Annotated in this window: 21 protein-coding genes; 11 read left to right on the top strand and 10 right to left on the bottom strand. The window is 66.0% G+C overall.

From position 1 onward, the window contains the following. The first annotated feature begins 37 nt into the window (after window positions 1-37). On the top strand, window positions 38-427 hold the full coding sequence (locus tag C486_RS14640; RefSeq protein WP_008457412.1) for a DUF7522 family protein: 390 nt from the start codon (window positions 38-40) through the stop codon (window positions 425-427). Here C486_RS14640 and C486_RS14635 read toward each other — a convergent pair. After that, window positions 405-584, bottom strand: a complete 180-nt coding sequence (locus C486_RS14635; RefSeq protein WP_008457410.1) for a hypothetical protein — start codon at window positions 582-584, stop codon at window positions 405-407. The genes C486_RS14640 and C486_RS14635 overlap by 23 nt on opposite strands. A 187-nt stretch (window positions 585-771) precedes the next feature. Between C486_RS14635 and C486_RS14630 the strand changes: the two genes are divergently transcribed. After that, on the top strand, window positions 772-1,296 hold the full coding sequence (locus C486_RS14630) for a DUF5813 family protein (RefSeq protein ID WP_008457408.1): 525 nt from the start codon (window positions 772-774) through the stop codon (window positions 1,294-1,296). 416 nt (window positions 1,297-1,712) lie between these two features. Here the strand turns inward: C486_RS14630 and C486_RS14625 are convergent, their stop codons facing one another. From C486_RS14625 to tmk, 4 genes are all read right to left on the bottom strand, one after another. Beyond that, on the bottom strand, window positions 1,713-1,943 hold the full coding sequence (locus C486_RS14625; RefSeq protein ID WP_008457406.1) for an Lrp/AsnC family transcriptional regulator: 231 nt from the start codon (window positions 1,941-1,943) through the stop codon (window positions 1,713-1,715). After that, window positions 1,943-2,719: a potassium channel family protein gene (locus C486_RS14620; RefSeq protein WP_008457404.1), complete on the bottom strand. Its 777-nt coding sequence runs from the start codon at window positions 2,717-2,719 to the stop codon at window positions 1,943-1,945. Before C486_RS14620 ends, C486_RS14625 begins: the two co-directional genes overlap by 1 nt. Window positions 2,720-2,882: 163 nt before the next feature. Next, window positions 2,883-3,113 carry an Lrp/AsnC family transcriptional regulator gene (locus C486_RS14615; RefSeq protein ID WP_008457402.1) on the bottom strand — a complete coding sequence of 77 codons (231 nt, stop codon included), beginning with the start codon at window positions 3,111-3,113 and terminating at the stop codon, window positions 2,883-2,885. 106 nt (window positions 3,114-3,219) lie between these two features. Next, window positions 3,220-3,825 (bottom strand): dTMP kinase, encoded by a 606-nt coding sequence (tmk, locus tag C486_RS14610; protein ID WP_008457396.1) that lies wholly within the window; start codon window positions 3,823-3,825, stop codon window positions 3,220-3,222. 110 nt (window positions 3,826-3,935) lie between these two features. Between tmk and C486_RS14605 the strand changes: the two genes are divergently transcribed. From C486_RS14605 to cofG, 4 genes are all read left to right on the top strand, one after another. After that, window positions 3,936-4,856, top strand: coding sequence for a complex I NDUFA9 subunit family protein (locus C486_RS14605; protein WP_008457393.1), 921 nt, complete (start codon window positions 3,936-3,938; stop codon window positions 4,854-4,856). 231 nt (window positions 4,857-5,087) lie between these two features. Then, entirely contained in the window at window positions 5,088-6,269 is a 1,182-nt protein-coding gene (locus C486_RS14600) for a tubulin/FtsZ family protein (protein WP_006185479.1), read from the top strand. Between the two features lie 153 nt (window positions 6,270-6,422). Next, window positions 6,423-7,133: a 2-phospho-L-lactate guanylyltransferase gene (cofC, locus tag C486_RS14595; RefSeq protein ID WP_008457390.1), complete on the top strand. Its 711-nt coding sequence runs from the start codon at window positions 6,423-6,425 to the stop codon at window positions 7,131-7,133. A gap of 68 nt (window positions 7,134-7,201) precedes the next feature. Then, the gene (cofG, locus tag C486_RS14590; protein ID WP_049910610.1) at window positions 7,202-8,380 is read left to right on the top strand and encodes a 7,8-didemethyl-8-hydroxy-5-deazariboflavin synthase subunit CofG; all 1,179 of its coding nucleotides are present in this window, start codon (window positions 7,202-7,204) and stop codon (window positions 8,378-8,380) included. Between the two features lie 93 nt (window positions 8,381-8,473). Here the strand turns inward: cofG and C486_RS21765 are convergent, their stop codons facing one another. From C486_RS21765 to C486_RS14580, 3 genes are all read right to left on the bottom strand, one after another. After that, a complete protein-coding gene (locus tag C486_RS21765; protein WP_008457386.1) occupies window positions 8,474-8,647 on the bottom strand; it encodes a hypothetical protein in 174 nt (57 codons plus the stop codon). A 250-nt stretch (window positions 8,648-8,897) separates the two neighbouring features. After that, on the bottom strand, window positions 8,898-9,356 hold the full coding sequence (locus C486_RS14585) for a nucleoside deaminase (protein ID WP_049910609.1): 459 nt from the start codon (window positions 9,354-9,356) through the stop codon (window positions 8,898-8,900). Window positions 9,357-9,517: 161 nt separating this feature from the next. Continuing rightward, complete coding sequence (locus C486_RS14580; RefSeq protein WP_014865581.1) at window positions 9,518-9,853, bottom strand: hypothetical protein; 336 nt, start codon at window positions 9,851-9,853, stop codon at window positions 9,518-9,520. Between the two features lie 245 nt (window positions 9,854-10,098). On the opposite strand from C486_RS14580, the gene C486_RS14575 reads away from it, so the two are divergent. Together C486_RS14575 and C486_RS14570 are read left to right on the top strand one after the other, a co-directional pair. Further along, window positions 10,099-10,740, top strand: coding sequence for a cyclase family protein (locus C486_RS14575; protein WP_008457375.1), 642 nt, complete (start codon window positions 10,099-10,101; stop codon window positions 10,738-10,740). 202 nt (window positions 10,741-10,942) lie between these two features. Beyond that, on the top strand, window positions 10,943-11,851 hold the full coding sequence (locus tag C486_RS14570) for a cupredoxin domain-containing protein (protein ID WP_241432509.1): 909 nt from the start codon (window positions 10,943-10,945) through the stop codon (window positions 11,849-11,851). 221 nt (window positions 11,852-12,072) lie between these two features. Here C486_RS14570 and cofH read toward each other — a convergent pair whose 3' ends face one another. Then, on the bottom strand, window positions 12,073-13,452 hold the full coding sequence (gene cofH, locus C486_RS14565; protein ID WP_008457372.1) for a 7,8-didemethyl-8-hydroxy-5-deazariboflavin synthase subunit CofH: 1,380 nt from the start codon (window positions 13,450-13,452) through the stop codon (window positions 12,073-12,075). A gap of 353 nt (window positions 13,453-13,805) precedes the next feature. On the opposite strand from cofH, the gene C486_RS14560 reads away from it, so the two are divergent. The 3 genes from C486_RS14560 (at window position 13,806) to C486_RS21760 (ending at window position 16,034) form a co-directional block, all read left to right on the top strand. Continuing rightward, entirely contained in the window at window positions 13,806-14,825 is a 1,020-nt protein-coding gene (locus C486_RS14560; RefSeq protein WP_008457371.1) for a phosphoribosylaminoimidazolesuccinocarboxamide synthase, read from the top strand. 129 nt (window positions 14,826-14,954) lie between these two features. Next, the gene (locus C486_RS14555; RefSeq protein ID WP_008457370.1) at window positions 14,955-15,161 is read left to right on the top strand and encodes a hypothetical protein; all 207 of its coding nucleotides are present in this window, start codon (window positions 14,955-14,957) and stop codon (window positions 15,159-15,161) included. 702 nt (window positions 15,162-15,863) lie between these two features. Continuing rightward, window positions 15,864-16,034 carry a DUF7576 family protein gene (locus C486_RS21760; protein WP_008457369.1) on the top strand — a complete coding sequence of 57 codons (171 nt, stop codon included), beginning with the start codon at window positions 15,864-15,866 and terminating at the stop codon, window positions 16,032-16,034. Window positions 16,035-16,152: 118 nt separating this feature from the next. Here the strand turns inward: C486_RS21760 and C486_RS14550 are convergent, their stop codons facing one another. After that, window positions 16,153-16,749, bottom strand: coding sequence for an HdeD family acid-resistance protein (locus tag C486_RS14550; RefSeq protein WP_008457368.1), 597 nt, complete (start codon window positions 16,747-16,749; stop codon window positions 16,153-16,155). Window positions 16,750-16,910: the final 161 nt, after the last annotated feature.

Genomic DNA, 16,910 nt, shown 5'->3' with positions numbered 1-16,910 from the left:
CCCCGCGGTTAAGGGATCGGCGTTCGACCGCTCCGATATGGCAACCGGGATACTCACGGACGAGACGGCAGACCGGATCGTCACCACCTGTCGGACCGCTATCGGCGACAGCCTCCGTTCGGTCACGTACTTTACGCGCGACGACTACGAACAGGTCTACCTCCGTGAGGACTTGGAACGGGACGCCGACCTCTCGACGTTCATCGGACACGAGTGGCGCGGCTTCAAAACCACGCAGGCCGCCTACGAGGGGTCGGAACTCGGCGCGTACGACTACACGATCCGGGTCTTCGAGAACGGGTTTTTGATCCGCGTGACCAACGACAGCGAGGGCGTGTTCGTCACCACCGACGGGTTGACCGTCAAGGACTTCGAAGAAGTCGCGACGGCGCTCGATGCGTTCCTCAGCGATCGGGGCCTGTCGTAACGGGGTCGTCGCTCGAGCCGTCATCGTCGGCCGCGTTTCGATCGGCCTCCTTGTCGGCACCCGCCTCACCGATCGGCAATCCGGAGCCGTGAGCGCCGTCCGTTCCGAGGAGGCGAGCGAAGCGACGACGTTCCGCGGCGTGTCTGTCGAGACTCATGCCACCGATAGAGGACGAGTCCCCTTGTAGTAATGCGGGCCGTGTCCGGTCGAAACGCGTCATTTCCCTCGCGAAACGATCCGACGCGGTCCCGCGAGTCCGGCCGGGAAACGGTATCAGACGCGCCGAGCGACGCGGCGTCGACACAGCGTAACACCCTTTTCCGCCACGCCCGTGGGTGTCTCCAATGACCGACCGCCAGACCCCCATCGCCAGCGAACTCGAGTCCCACGAGGCGTTCGCCCGGACCGACGACGGCTACGACCTCGCGACGACCGTCTTCGAGACGACGATCACGACCGACGACGCCGACGGGAACCGCGACGGCCGCGTTCGCGTGACCGTCACCCTCCCCACTCTCGACGCCGCCGTGGCCGAGGAGGTGGTCGCGAGCCCCGTCGAAGACGGCTGGTTCGAGACCCTGGAGCGACGCCTACAGGACGTCTTTACCGTTGCGCACACGAGTACCCACGACGACCCGGTCGTCGAACGCGACGGCGAGGCAGTCCGGGTTCGCCTCGCGTACACCGCCTGGGACGCCGGCGAGGGCGTCGCCGACGCCAAAGCGTTAATCGAGTTCGTCGAAGGCACCTTCGCCCAGGGGATCATCCCCGGCTACGAGTATCAGGGCAAAGCGGCGACCCTGCTCGAGAACGCCCAGAACAGGGGCCAGCAGGCCGCGGACGGCGACAGCGGCGGAATGCCGATGTAGCGCACCGCCTTCGGAACGGAACCGTGCTGCCATGGCCGGGAGCGTGGCTCGAGCGACGGCGAGAGCCACACGACCCGGGGAAGGGCAGGCCGCTACCCGATACTGACCGCGAGCGAAGCCGTGCGCGGCGCGTAGCGCCGCGAACAGTCGAACGGCCGACGGCCGTGAGACGGGGTGAGCGAGCGGGCCGGCGACTGACCCGGCAGCCGCGCGAGCGTGGCTGCCGGGGAAGGAGGCGTGCTTTGAATCGAATTTGTGCCGAGGCTGCGCCTTCCGGCGCACTCGTGGTTCGAAAGACGCCTTTGGCGTCTTTCGTCATCAAGCGAGACCGTCGTTCTCGCGGACCTCGCGAACCTTCGATTCGCTCAGTCACGAGAGAGCAAAGCTCTCTCGAACGACAGCGCAACACTTCGTTCTTAGTCCATCGCGATGTACGTCTGCGTGTCCTCGATGCCGTCGATCGACTGGACGTGGGTGGCCGCGATCTCCTTGACTTCGGCCGGCGTCTCGACGATCGCTTTCGCGATGAGGTCGACATCGCCGGCCACGATGTGGGCCGACTGAACGCCGCCGATGGATTCGATGCTGTCTCTGAGCCGATCCGCCTCGCCCGTGTTCGCCTTGATCATGACGAACGCTGTGACCATTAGTTGACACCTCCGGTATCAGAGTCCGTCTCGGAGTCGGAATCCGTCTCGGTCTCCGAGAGCAGTTCCGTGGCCGCCGAACTCGAGCCCGAGCCCGCGTTGGCGGCCGCTCGACCCGCGGTTTCGCCGACCAACAGCTGGCGGACATCGCTCAGGACATCGAAATCCGCGAGGACGACGAGCCGGTCGCCGTCCTCGAGCGAGAGGTCCTCAGTGGGGATCTCGAGGGGCGCCTCGCCCTTGCCGAAGGCGAGGACGGTCGCGTCGGCGGGCAGCTGCAACTCACTGATCGTGTAGCCGTTGACGGGAGCCGCGTCGGTGATCGTGAGTTCGACGACCTGCAGATGCGGTGCGATATCGGCGATCGCGCGGATCGTCCCGCCGAGCAGGGCGTTTTTCGCGCCGATCGCCCCGAGCCGTTCGGGATAGATAATTTCGTCGACCTGGTCGGCGTACTTGCGATAGATCCCCTCGCGGTAGGCCTCGTCGATCCGCATGACGGTCCGACACTCGTAGTGGTTCCCGATCATACAGGCGGTAAAGTTGACGTTGAGGTCGCCGGTCAGCGCCCCGAGAGCGTTGGCTGCCGTGATACCGGCCTCCTCGAGGACGGCTTCCCGGGAGCCATCACCGTCGACGACGGCGAACCCCTGGTCGCGGGCGCGCCTGCGCGTCTGCTCGTCGCGTTCGACCATCGTCACCTCGTGGCCCTCGTCACGCAAGACGCGTGCTGTGCGCAGACCGACCCGTCCAGCCCCGATAATCACGAACCGCATGCACGAGGGTACACCGGCCCCGGTGAATAAGTTTGCCCCCGTCTACCATGGTCCGTGTTCGGCCAGACCGAGCGACTCGAGCGAGGGAGTGCGACGGCGAGGCGGGTTCGATACCCGTGCCGACGGCCGTGACGACTCGTTCCGACGGATCGATTGCCGTCCCCTACCCCATCGCGATGTACGTTTTCGTGTCAGTGACGCCGCCAAGGCCCTGAATGTCCGAGGAAACGGTCTGTAATACGTCGTAGACCTCCGGGGCGTCGGCCTCCGCGATGATGTCGTAGTTGCCCGCGACGATGTGGGCATCGGCGACCGACTCGAGGTCGTCGATCTCCGCGAGCAGCCCCTCGGACTTTCCGGCGGCCGTCTTCACCATGATGAACGCGTGGACCATCGGCGGTGTGGTACACCCTATCATGACTAAAGCCTTTGCCCAAATCGAGCACCGGAATTCGGATCGAAAACGCGGGGAGTCGGGATGGAAGCGTCGAGCTAGGCGATTATTCGAACGCTTCCGCTGCCGCCGCGAGTGCGTCCGACACGTCCTCAAGCACCGCGTCCGGCGACTGCGTCGCGTCGACGCGAACGAAGCGGTCAGGGTCGCGCTCGATCAGTCGCTCGTAGTTCTCGCGGACCGACTCGAGGTACGCCGCTCGCTCGAACTTGTTCGTCGTCCCCGCTCGCTCGGCGGCGGTCTCGGAATCGAGGTCAAGGTAAATCGTCAGCTCCGGGTCGATCGAGAACGGCCGGTGGATGTCGACGACGTACTCGAGCGGATCGTCGAGGTCGTGACCGTCGGCCGCTGCGAGCGTCGCGCCCTGATAGGCGAACCGGGAGTCCGAATAGCGATCGGAGAGCACGAGATCACCGCGCTCGAGGGCAGGTTCGATCACCCGCGAGAGGTGAGCGGCGTGGTCGGCGGTGTAGAGGAACAGTTCCGCCAGCGGGTCGGCATCGTCGTCCTCGATCGAGCGGTAGACGGCGTCGCCGTACCAGGAATCGTCCGTGGGCTCGCGCGTGAACACGGCGTCGGGGAACCGGTCCTGCAGGGACTCCCAGACCGTCGTCTTGCCGCTGCCGTCCAGTCCCTCGAGCGTGACCAGCATGGTCCCACCTCGTGGAGAGTGCTATTTAGATGTAGCACAATCGGCCCGGCCCCGCCACACCTTCCTACGTAGCCGCCCACTATTTATCGCTACAGGGTCATATCCCTCGTATGAACGTTCTCGTTGCCGGCGGCAGCGGCTTCATCGGGACGACCCTGTGTGCGGAACTGGTCGAGCGCGGCCACGCGGTGACGGCGCTCTCTCGTTCTCCGGACGATGCGGGACTCCCCGACGGCGTCGCGCCGGCGATCGGCGACGTCAGCGCCTACGAGTCGATCGCCGACACGGTGGCGGGCCACGACGCCGTCGTCAACCTCGTCTCGCTCTCGCCGCTCTACGACCCCCGCGGCGGACCGAGCCACGAGGAGAGCCACCTCGGGGGCACCGAGAACCTCGTTCGTGCCGCCGACGCCGGCGGCGTCTCTCGGTTCCTCCAGATGAGCGCGCTCGGTGCCGACCCGAACGGTGACACGGCGTACATCCGCGCCAAGGGACGGGCCGAGGCAGTGGTCAGGGAGTCCGACCTCGAGTGGACGATCGTCCGCCCGTCGGTCGTCTTCGGCGACGGCGGCGAGTTCGTCGCGTTCACGAAAACCCTGACGACGCCGTACGTAACGGGGTTACCTGGCGGCGGGAAGACGCGCTTCCAGCCGATCTGGGTCGGCGATCTCGTCCCCATGCTGGCCGACGCGCTTGAGGACGACGCGCACGTCGGCGAAACCTACGACCTCGCCGGGCCGCAGATCACCACGCTCGCGGACGTGACAAAACTGGTCTACGCGGCCGAGGGGAAAGACGTCACGATCGTCCCGATCCCGATGGGGCTAGCGAAAATCGGCCTCGCGGCGGTCGATTCGCTGCCGTTCGTTCCGTTCGGCCCCGATCAGGCCCGCTCGCTCGAGTTCGACAACACGGTTGCTGACAACGACGTGACCGCGTTCGGCCGCGATCCGGCTGACCTGCGAACGCTCGGTTCGTATCTCGGCCTCGACGGAACCGATCACCGGCGGACACGGTCGGAGACGGCGTGAGTTCGCGGCTCGCTCTTCCGGTCGGCCGAATCGACTGTTCAGGTGGGAGATAACTGCGACTAATCGGCACTGACCGAGTACGTTTCGTTTACTCGAGGATAAAACCGGCGCGTAACCGCTTCAATCCGGCCAGATCGCCCCAATAGTGCAATAATAGAGACAGTCAGATTTGCACAAGATTTATATCCTCCATTGCACTGTTTCCAATCCAACGGAGCCCCCTGACAAACAATGAAGCTGGCGATGATCGGATTCGGACAGGCCGGTGGCAAAATCGTCGATCGGTTCCTCGATTACGACGATCGGACGGGTAGCGGAATCGTCCGGGCAGCGATCGCTGTCAACTCCGCGAAAGCGGACCTCATGGGTCTGGACAACATTCCACAGGAGAATCGCGTACTCATCGGCCAGGCCCGGGTCAAGGGCCACGGCGTGGGTGCTGACAACGAACTCGGCGCGGAAGTCGCCGAGGAAGACATCGACGAGGTCCAGAACGCGATCGATCAGATCCCGACCCACGAGGTCGACGCCTTCCTGATCGTATCCGGAATGGGCGGCGGTACCGGATCGGGCGGTGCGCCGGTCCTCGCGAAACACCTCAAGCGAATCTACACGATCCCCGTCTACGGGCTCGGCGTCCTGCCGGGGACCGACGAAGGCGGAATCTACACGCTCAACGCGGCGCGGTCCTTCCAGACGTTCGTCCGCGAAGTCGACAACCTGCTCGTCTTCGACAACGACTCCTGGCGACAGACTGGCGAGTCCGTCGAGGGCGGCTACGAACAGATCAACGAGGAAATCGTCCGCCGCTTCGGTATCCTTTTCGGTGCCGGCGAGGTCGGCGACGGTCAGGAAGTCGCCGAGAGCGTCGTCGACTCCTCGGAGATCATCAATACGCTCTCCGGCGGCGGCGTCTCCACCGTCGGCTACGCCTCCGAGGAAGTCGAACTGAGTTCGGGCGGCGGATTGCTTTCGCGGTTCACCGGCGACGACGGCGGGTCGGACGACGACTTAGACGCCGCGAACACGACCAACCGTATCACCAGCCTCGTCCGCAAGGCCGCGCTCGGCCGTCTCACCCTCCCCTGTGAGATCGAAGGCACCGAGCGCGCCCTGCTCGTGCTCTCCGGGCCGCCGGAATACCTGAACCGGAAAGGCATCGAACGCGGCCGCAAGTGGCTCGAGGAGGAAACGGGCAGCATGGAAGTCCGCGGTGGCGACTTCCCCCGAGAGGAGCCCGAAGTGGCCGCGGCGATCCTGCTTTCCGGCGTGACCAACGTCCCCCGGATCAAGCGACTGCAGCAGGTCGCCATCGAGGCACAGGACAACATCGACGACATCCAACAGGAGAGCGAGGAGAACCTCGAGGAACTCGTCGAGGACGACGAGGACGAACTCGAGCCGCTGTTCTAGGCCGCCGTTCTTTTGATATTCGACGGCGCGAGCGACGCACTCGTGTCAGGGGGGCACGACATCGGCCACGGTTCGGCGAGCGGCTCGCTCGCGGACGCCCGGCCCACTCCGACGTGCTTTTGAGCGCGCCCGAATTACCGCAACCAGATTCAGATGCGCGTCGTCGTCCCGTTCGCCGCCGAGACGCCGAAGACTCGCCTCGAGTCCGTCTTCTCCCCGGACGAGCGCTCGCGGTTTGCCAGCGCGATGCTTGCCGACGTGCTCCGTGCGATCGCCGAAACCGGCCACAAGCCGACGGTCGTCTCGACCGCGCCGCTTGCGGTCGCCGACCTCGAGTTGCCGGAGGCGGTCGCCGCGGTCACGTCGGTCGCGGTCGACGAGCGGCCGCTGACCGACGCGGTCAACGCGTGGCTGCCGGGTGGCGACGGAGCAGCCGACGAGAGCGGCGCGACCGGCGATCCCGACCATGATCCTGTGGCCGTCGTGATGGCCGACCTCGCGCTGGCGACCCCCGACGCGCTCGAGGGGCTCCTGACGACGGCGGCCGACGTCGCGATCGCACCGGGGCGTGGCGGCGGGACGAACGCGCTCGTCGTTCGCCACCCCGCGTTCCGCGTGGACTACCACGGCACCTCCTACCTCGACCACTGCGAGATCGCCCGGTCGGTCGGCGCCGACCTCGAGACGGTCGACTCGTTCCGGCTGGGAACCGACATCGACGAGCCGGCAGATCTGGTCGAAGTGCTCGTTCACGGGCGAACGAGCGACCGCGCGCTCGCCCGTCTCCGCGAGTTCGGATTCGCCCTCGACGATCGGGACGGGCGGGTCGGCGTCGCTCGTGAGACCGATCGCGCGTCGGAGTGACGGCCGCTCGGGGCGACGACCACCGCGAAGTGAAGGCCTTATGTGCCGAGCGACGACACTGGGAGGTAATGTTTCCCGGGGCGAGCGAGTACGGCGTCGATATCGCAGTCGACGACGCGGCCGTCGAGGACCTCCTGGCGGTCAGCCCGAGCGATGTCGACGCACCGTCGGCGCTGACGTTTTCGCGTAACGTGTTCATCCCGCTCACCACGGCCTGTCGCTACACCTGTACCTACTGTACCTACTTCGACCCGCCGGGACAGGCCTCCCTACTCTCGCTCAAGGAGGTCCGCGAGATCTGTCGGCGCGGGGCCGACGCGGGCTGTACGGAGGCGCTGTTTACGTTCGGTGACGACCCCGACGAGCGCTACACCGAGATTCACGCCCAGCTCGAAGAGTGGGGCCACGACTCGATTCACACCTACCTGCGCGAGGCCTACGAGGTCGCGCTCGAGGAGGGGTTGCTCCCTCACGCGAACCCGGGCGACCAGACCCGCGAGCAGATGGCCGCCGTCGCGGACGTCAACGCCAGCATGGGCGTGATGCTCGAGACGACCGCGGAGGTCGGGGCCCACGCCGGGCCGCGGCGGAAGGTCCCCGGCCAGCGGCTCCGGACGTTGCAAAACGCGGGCGAACTGGACGTGGCCTTCACGACCGGAATTCTGGTGGGGATCGGCGAGAACTGGCGCGACCGCGCGGAGAGCCTGCTGGCGATCCGCGAACTGCACGAGCGCTACGACCACATTCAGGAAGTGATCGTCCAGCCCGTCGTGGAGAACGACCGCTGGTCGGACGGCTCGCCCGATCTCGCGACACTGCGGCAGGTGACGTCGATGGCCCGCGCCGCCCTGCCGGCAGAGGTCTCGGTGCAGGTGCCGCCGAACCTCACCCCCGCGACAGAGCTGATCGACTGCGGTGTCGACGATCTGGGTGGCGTCTCGCCCGTCACCGACGACCACATCAACCCCGACTACACGTGGCCCGCACTCAGGGAACTCGAGGAGATCGCCGCGTCGGCGGCTCTCCCGCTCGAGGAACGGCTCCCGGTCTACGAACGATTCCTGCCGCCCGCGGTGCGTCCGGACGGCTTCAACGGGCGGGTCGCCGACGGTGCGGGGAGTGGCGGGTCGGACGGGGGTCGTGACTGGATCTCGCCGACGATTCGGGACGCACTCGCGGCCGCCGATTCGGCGGGCGACCGCTATCGGGCAGTGCTTCGGGACGGGACGGTGACGGCCACACACTGAGCAGTCCGCGCCCGGTCGGATACCGAACGGACTGGTCTCGAGAGCCGACGGCCCGCGAGGACCGCCGACCGAACCCGCGTATCGCTGCGGAACTCAGTTGTAGAGGAAGATGAGGATCGGAATGAGCAGCGATGAGAGGATGAAAAGCGCGATGAGACCGAGCGAAATGAACTCCGGCGGTAACATGGATAATACCAGGAGTACGAGGATGCAAATCAGGAGTCCGATGATGGCGTTGAGGCGGCGGATTACTCCATCGTCTGCCATTAACTAATCCTCAGCTCAGAGGTATAAAAACGATCGGATAGCGAGCAATTACTCCACAGGCAGGCTGAACTCGTCTCCGGAGAGATCGGCTGCTGATACTGGCGCCTGCGACACGACCGGCCGACTTGCCTCGAGTTAGCTACCTGCGCTCGAGACTGTCGGGCGGGACGGAAATACCTACTAGAGTGTGCGGTGAACTATTTGCCCCACTCGCCGGTCCGACTGGGCCGTTCGACGCTCTGCCTCGCCGTTACGGCGACCAGTACGCCTCGTGGACCGCCAGTCCCGCATCCTCGAGCACCGGTCCCTCGACCGTCGTCTCGCCGCCGGCCCGGTCGACGACCTCCTCGCAGGGAATTTCGATCACGCCGTCGTCCCGGTGGGCCGCGAGCGAATCGACGGGCACGCTGTAGACGACCCGGCCGAGCCCCGCGTAGACGATCGCGCTCGCGCACATGGGGCACGGCTCAGTGCTGGTGTACAGCGTACACGCCGCGCGCTCGCTCGACTCGAGTTCGCTGGCGGCCCACCGGGCCAGCTTGAACTCCGGATGCGCCGAGACATCGTCGTCGGTGAGCGTGGTGTTCTCGGCCGTCCGGACGATCTCGTCGTCGACGACGAGTAGGGAGCCAAAGGGCGTGTTGCTGGCCTCGACCGCTGATTCGGCGAGGTCGATCGCGCGTCGAACGTAGGCGTCGTCGGTCGCCATACCGACCGCTTCCGTCGCCGGCACCGAAACGCTTCCCCTCGCTCGAGCGCGATCCCGTTTCGTCTCCCGGCGAGCGGCGCGGCGTCTCCCGTATCGATACGCCGGCGAAAATAAATCAACAGGTGTGCCAGGTGGCGTCCGCTCCGCGAGTTCCGGTTGCCTCAGCAGGGCTCGATGCCCGAAATAACCTCACGAACGTCGACGTAGCCGTCCTTGAGAGAGGGGTCCCGCCAGTCGACCAGGACGCGACCCTCGTCGAGACAGAGCGCCTCGATCGTCCCGGCCGTACTCGCGGGGACGATGAACCCCGAGTCACTGGTACAGGACTCATAAACGGTGACTCGACTCGGCAGTCGCAGACAGTCACCGACCGACACGTCCGCGGGCGAGGCCCGTTCGGCCGCCGCAGTCCCGGTCATTGCGACGGTCGCGGCAGCAGCACCGGCGGTTGCTTGCAGGGCTTTGCGACGGGACATAGATGGTTGGCCGTCCGTCATGTATTCGATAATCCAACAATTCGAGTAATAAAATTTCACACTAATTGTGTAGTGATTCAGGCATCGGTGGGACGGCTCTCACACCTGTGGCGCGGGATCACTCGCTCGTTGCCACGGCGATGGGAACCCGCAACCGGCTGGTGGCCGCAGTCGGCCGTCGGCCACACCGACCGGCACAGCAATCGAGCGCGGGCAGCGCCGCGAGAGCACACAGCGTTATCCGCCTCGAGCGACGGATATCGCGTATGCACGTCGACCTCAGCCAGCCGATCGAGACCAGGATGCAAACGTATCCCGACGATCCCGCGGTCACCGTCCGGCGACACGCGACCCACGACGACCACGGCGTCCGCGTCGACGCCCTCGAGTGCGGCAGTCACACCGGCACCCACGTCGATGCACCCGTCCACGTTGACCCGGACGGGGCCTCCCTCGACGCATACCCGCTCGAGCGGTTCGTCTTCGACGCCGTCCGGATCGATTGCCGCGATCTCGCGGCCCGTGAGCCGATCCCCGCCGCTCGAGTACCGGCCGTCGACGCCGACCTCGCGGTGTTCTGGACCGGGTGGGACGCCCACTGGGGGACCGAGCGGTACCTCGAACACCCCTACCTCTCGCCGGCGGCGGCCGCGACCTGCGTCGACCGAGGGTTCGACGTGGCCGTCGACACGCTCAATCCCGATCCGACGCCGACGGACAACGCCGCCGAGGACGAGCCCACGGGGTTCCAAGCACACCACGCGCTGCTCGGCAACGAGCTATTGATCCTCGAGAACCTGACAGGCCTCGCCGCAGCGGGGGACCGGTTCGAACTCCGGGCCTATCCACTGGCCCTCGGAAGCGACGGCGCACCGGTCCGGGCCGTCGCGGTCGAGGAGTCGGAGTAGCGCCGTCGCTCCGGCGCGAGGTCTCGCGGTCCCGGCGAAATAGGCTGTCGTTACCGGACGCTGAACGGCAGGCCTCACCTCGACGCCGTTCACGCCACGAGGTACCGGATCTGTCCTCGTAGTGGAACGAAACGATCGCGGCGCTATATGCCGTCCTCGAGTGAGGGAGTCGATGCAGTCGACCCACTCGAGGTGTACGACGATGACACAACCCGACGAAGAGAAACCGGAGGAATCGATCGACGAACCGATGGACGACTTGCTCGACGCCGAGCGGCGACCACTACTGAAAGCGCTGGGGGCGGGCGTGACGGTCTCCGTTGGCAGCGGCATCGCAGCCGCGCGGAGCGATGCTACAGCCGACTCGAGCGGAGCCGTCGATACCGGGTCGGACGCAGCAGCGCTCGATCCGCAGTATGGCTTTGCGACGCCGGACGCCGACACCGTTCCCGAGGGGCTCGCCCCCGATCATATCGTCGCCCTCCACACCGATATGCCCGCAGACCCGGAAGACCCCGACCGCCCGCCGTTCTTCCACTTCGAACCGAGTGGCATTCACGTCGACCCTGGCGATGTCGTCCAGTTCACGGCCACGGCACCCGACCACACGATTACGGCCTATCACCCCGCTCAAGGATTCCAGCGCCGGGTCCCCGACGGGGTGCCGCCGTTTTCGTCGCCGGTACTCAACGTCGGCGGGGCCTGGCTCTACGCGTTTCCCAAGCCGGGCATTTACGACGTTTACTGTGCCTCACACCACGTGTTCGGAATGAGTATGCGCCTCGTCGTCGGCGATCTCCCTGCCGAGAGCGTCCCGGACTACGAGGAGACGTTCGAGGGTAGCGACGACCCGCCCCTCCTCCCCCCGTTCAGTCCGGCGTTCCTCGAGCACGAACTCAACACGATCAGCGCTACCAACGAGGACTGTGACTGGCCCTGGCTAACACCACAGGAGGTCCTCGACGCCCCAGCCCTCGACCCGATGCGGATTCAAAAGCGTGGCACCGTGTCATTCGGGGACGTACTCGCCGATATCGACCGCTTCGCTGAGGTGTGGCCACTCCACGACGACACCGATGACGCGGCATCGGCCGACGAGAGTAGTCACTGACCGTCACCGGACGCCCGATCGCACGACTGCTGTGCGATCGGGACACCCAGAGCGCGGATGACTGCTCTCGGACGGTCGTTCGACCGCCTGCCACGGAACGAGACGCCGACCGACGCTCGAGGCCCCGTCGGTACCGACAGTCGGTGGGCCTCGGACCCGCGGACCATCCGCTCTCCTGCGTCGATCGGCGGCGACGGCTCCCGCGTGCGAGGGGCGACCGGTCAATCGTCAGCCGGGGTGACGCGCGCGTCGCGCTCCTCCAGGGTCAAAAGCGGCGTCCCGTCGGCCTTCGGCCCGAGCCGGGGACCGAACGGCGGCTCGTCGGGATCGATGACGCGGCGCGTCTCGTAGTCGGTCGAGCGCTCGACGGGCACGCGGCCGATCGAAGCAATCATCTCGACGTAGTCCGCGAACGAGCGGAACTCGCCGTAGCCGCCGCCGGCGCGCTTGGTGATCTCCTCGGAGAGGATCGTCCCCATGTAATCGTCGGCCCCACACGAGAGCATCTTCAACCCCTGCTCGTCACCGTACTTGACCCACGAGGCCTGAATGTGGTCGATATTATCGAGGAACAGCCTCGAGACGGCGATCATCAGTTCGTCCTCATGCCTGCTTGCACCGCCCGAGACGACGTCGTGTTCGAACAACGGGGTGTTCTGGTGAATAAAGGAAAGCGGCACGAACTCGGTGATAGTGCCGGTTCGGTCCTGCAACTCCCGAATTCGCTGCAGATGCATCGCGCGGTGAGCCTCGTTCTCGACGTGGCCGTACATGATCGTCGCCGTCATCCCGAGGCCGACGTTCGCGGCGGCCTCCATGGCCTCGAGCCAGCCGTCCGTGCTGATCTTGCCGGGACAGATCACGTCGCGGACCTCCTCGACGAGGATTTCGGCCGCGGTGCCGGGAACGGTGTCGAGTCCCGCATCCTTCAGCCGCCGATAGACCTCCTCGTAGGACCAGTCGGTACCTCGCCGGGCGTGGTAGGCCTCTTCGGGCGTCATCGAGTGGACGTGGGCCCCGTCGACGCTCATCGCCGACACCTGCTCCGTGTAGGTGCCGGGGCTGGTGTCGTAGCGTTCGGGTGGCTTGTAGTTGACCGCCTTCGGGTTCGGGTGCTCGTCGAGGAGCTCCCGATGCTCGTCATCGAGCGCGAACGCGGGGTGCAGGCCCGATACTGAGGTGACCTCGTAGATGCCCCGATCGACGGCGTCGGCGACGATCTCGCGGGATTCGGCGGGCGTCTTCGTGAACCCAGCCGTTTCGATCTCCGTGTCCCTCTCGAAGGTATGGGCGGCGTCCTTGAAGTTACAGAAGAGACAGCCCACGTTACACGCCGTCGTGACGTTGTTGTTCAGGTTCGCGACGAAGGTGACCTCCTCACCGACCTGCTCGGCGCGGCGGTGATCGGCCGCCTGGAGCACGCGGTCCTTGCGTTTCCGGTCGATGCCCTCACTGTCCGTCCCTGTCGTGAATAACTCGATGGCGTCGTCGACGGTGAGTCGATCGCCGTCGCGCGCCTTTGCCAGTGCGTTCTCGAAGGACTGGTCGGTCTCGGGAACGTGATCGAATGTGAGGTCGGCCTCGGTCACCGGTCGCTCCATCGACGTAACGATGCCCGTACAGCGAGAAAAGGGTGATGGATCCGGACCCACCCCCGTCCGAATCGGCCGCGTCGAGACTTGCCGCTACCGATGACGCGATCAAGGGCGGGTCGCCAACTACCGTCGACTCGACCCGACCCGGTCCGATCCAACCGCGTCGATCGTCGCCTCACGTCGGCCGGCGAGGATGGTCGCGGTGTCCGGCCGCCGGCCGGATATTGAAACCTTCTTAGGCTCCGGCCACGGCAACTGCAGTATGAGCGACGGGGGCGAATACGTCCGGAGGTGTCTCGCGTGACTCGACGTACAACGAAGCCGTTCGGCCGTCACGGGCTCCACACGAGGTGGAGTCGATGACCAGCGTCAAGGAGTTCCGCATCGAAACGGAAGCGACCGCCGAGGAACTGGGCCGGGGCGCGTTCGTATTCACCGACGACTACTCGGTGTTCGACTGGGGGAAGATGCCCGACCAGATCCCCCGAAAAGGGGCGAGCCTCTGTACGATGGGCGCGTTCAACTTCGAACTGCTCGAGAGCGAGGGCGTCCCGACACACTACCGCGGCGTCGTGGAAAACGGCGATGTCGTCGCCCTCGCGGACGCCTCCCACCCACCTTGGGAGATGGCCATCGACCTCACGCAGGTGCCCGACCTTCCACACGAGGGCCGCGAGTACGATTACGACAGCTACCACGAGGCGGCCGGCGAGAACTACCTGATCCCCCTCGAGATCGTCTTCCGCAACCGGGTCCCCGTCGGCTCGAGCCTGCGTCGGCGGACCGAACCGGCCGATCACGGCCTCGCGTTCGGGAGTTGGCCCGAGGAGGCCGTCGACCTCGACGAGCCGATCGTCGAGTTCTCCACGAAGTACGAGGAAGGCGACCGCTACCTCACCCGCGAGGAGGCCGATTCGATCGCCGGGAAGGCGGCGATCGAGGACCTCGAATCGCTGGCCCGCGAGGTCAACCGGATCGTGACCGAGCAGGCGGATTCGGCCGGACTGGTCCACCAGGACGGCAAGATCGAGTGTTGTTACTATCGTGGCGAACTCCGCGTCGCCGACGTCGTCGGTACCTTCGACGAGAACCGATTCAGCTACGAGGGAACACAGCTCTCGAAGGAGGTGCTGCGCCAGTACCACAAGCGTACTCAGCCCGACTGGGTCCGGGCCGTCAACGCCGCCAAGGCCGAAGCGAAACAGGCCAACGTCGCCGACTGGAAGTCCCTTTGTGACGAGGAGCCGGAGCCGCTGTCGGAGTCGGTCCTCGAGACCGCCAGCGACCTGTACTGTGCCGGCGCCAACGCCTACACCGGCCGGGAACTGTTCGACGCGCCGCCGCTCTCGAGCGCGATCGGGGCGGTTCAGCGGCTGTAGCGACCGGACCAACCGGGCACGGATGGGCTCGAACCCGGACAGTGATCCGTTGTCTGGTATCGTTTCGCAACCCTGATCGGACAAAGTAACCCTCATATTGGGGGGCTCGTTACGTTCGACCGACCGCAAATGAGCCTCGCTACCAGCGGAGTTGCAGCGGGAATCGTCCTGTTCAACCTCACCTCCGGGATCGCAGCCGTCGCGAGCGTCATGCTGTCGCTGTTCGTGCTCGTGGTCGTCCTGTTTGCCGTCGCACCGCTGTTCTCGTCGACGTGGATCGGCCAGCAGGACGTGACGGCAGCCGCCGCGTCCCGCAGTCAGTCGGACGACGACTGACCCAACCGTCCCCGCCCGCGTCCCCCGTTCATCGCGGTCGGAGACGACGCGACGGACCGTGTTCCACTCGCGCCGCCGAGCGATCGCCGACGCGGCAGTCACGGCGTCCGTGTCTCCGGAGCGCAACCGGTTGGAACCCCATCCCTCGAGCGGTAGCGTCTCGAGCGGCGAGTTCTGACGGGGCTCGCGGAGCCGGTTCCGGCCGCCGTGTCGATGCCGGTAGGGTCGGCTGTGCAGGATCTGCGCGGCCGTTCAACGCGGTTCCGGTGCGTCGATCGGCGGGACGATGGGCGCGCGAGTGAGAGAGGTTCGTTCCATCCCGGAACGGGATGCTCGTAACTGAACGCGACGAGCGTGAGTCGACCGGAGAGCTGTCCGCTGTCTCGAGGACCGTGAGCGTTGCAAGGCGGGAACGATTGTCGGAACGAACGGTCCGAAAACGAGGGCACCGGAGTCGTCACGATCGTGACAACACGGCGTTGCGTTACCACGCCCTCCCCAGCCGATTCGTTCGCGCCTCGCGGCGCTCACTCATCCCTCGCGCAGGTTCGTGGCGCGGTTCGCCGCAGCGGCGAACCGCGCCACGGCGCGCGCCACTGCAGTGACGCCGACATCCACGGGTATCCGAACCGGTTCGGATGGCCGTGGCCGAATCCGCCGCAATGAATTCGTTCAAGTGGGTCTCGGACGACCAGTCATCCGATGACTGATTCGCCGGACGAGGATTCGCCCGAGTGTCGACAGTGCGGGAGCCCCGTGGAACCGTCTTCCGAACAGCGCGTCGTGACGACGGTCGAAGAGGGGACGGCCGTCCACCGCCACTTCTGTAGCGACGACTGCCGCGAGCAGTGGGAGTCGTCGAACGCCGCCTGATCGACACTCACACACCGCCGTCGGTCACATCGTCGCCGACCGTGCCGACGCCGGGCCGTATCGGTGACGGTGACGACTACCGACGGAAACGGGTTCGAACGGCATCGCAAAAAAGGACTCACGCGCCGCGGGGTTCGGTTGCGGACGGGGACGCGTCGTCGATCGGTCGGGCAGCCACGGCGACGGTCAGCATCGAGAGACCGGACACGAGGAGGTTCGCGCCCACCAAGAAGCCGATCGCCCAGGCCGCAGTTGCCGGAAAGCCGACCCAGAGGAGTCCGGCCAGAACGATCGCGATGCCGCCGCTGACGGCAACGGAGGTCCGCCCGGTGGACCGGGGCATCCGCATCGCCGTCGCGAGTTCGGCGACGCCGTGGACGGCCAGATACGCCACGAGAACCAGGGTCAGGGTGACGAGCGCGACGACGGGTGCCGCGAGCACGGCCAGTCCGGCGAGTACCGAGACGAACGCGAGCGCCAACTGCCAACTCGACCGACGCCAGCCCCGCGCGGCGAACGCGTGGACGCCGTGGACGACGCCGCCCGCGACGAGGAGCACGCCGAGCACGAGCGAGACCGAGAGGCCGGTAACCACCGGTGCAGCCATCGCGAACAACCCGATCAGGCTGACGACCCCGCCCGCGATCGCGAGCGTTCGCCAGTCGTTTTCGAGGGAGTAGCCGTCCGATTCGTTGCTGTGATTGGATGTCGTCATTGGAATCTCCGATTCACTGTACGACATGTGAGCACATATAACTAGTATACGGTTTGACAGTCTGTATCGATGCCCGACGGGTCAGCGATCGGCCAGACTACGTCTCGAGCGAGGTACGTGGCTCACTGGAAGGCAGCACAGCCGACCGATAGCATCGGCGT

It is taken from the genome of Natrinema gari JCM 14663, assembly GCF_000337175.1.
GTDB classification, from domain to species: domain Archaea; phylum Halobacteriota; class Halobacteria; order Halobacteriales; family Natrialbaceae; genus Natrinema; species Natrinema gari.
Note: the sequence above shows the minus strand (reverse complement) of the source record. Positions and strands in the feature narration are given on the sequence as shown.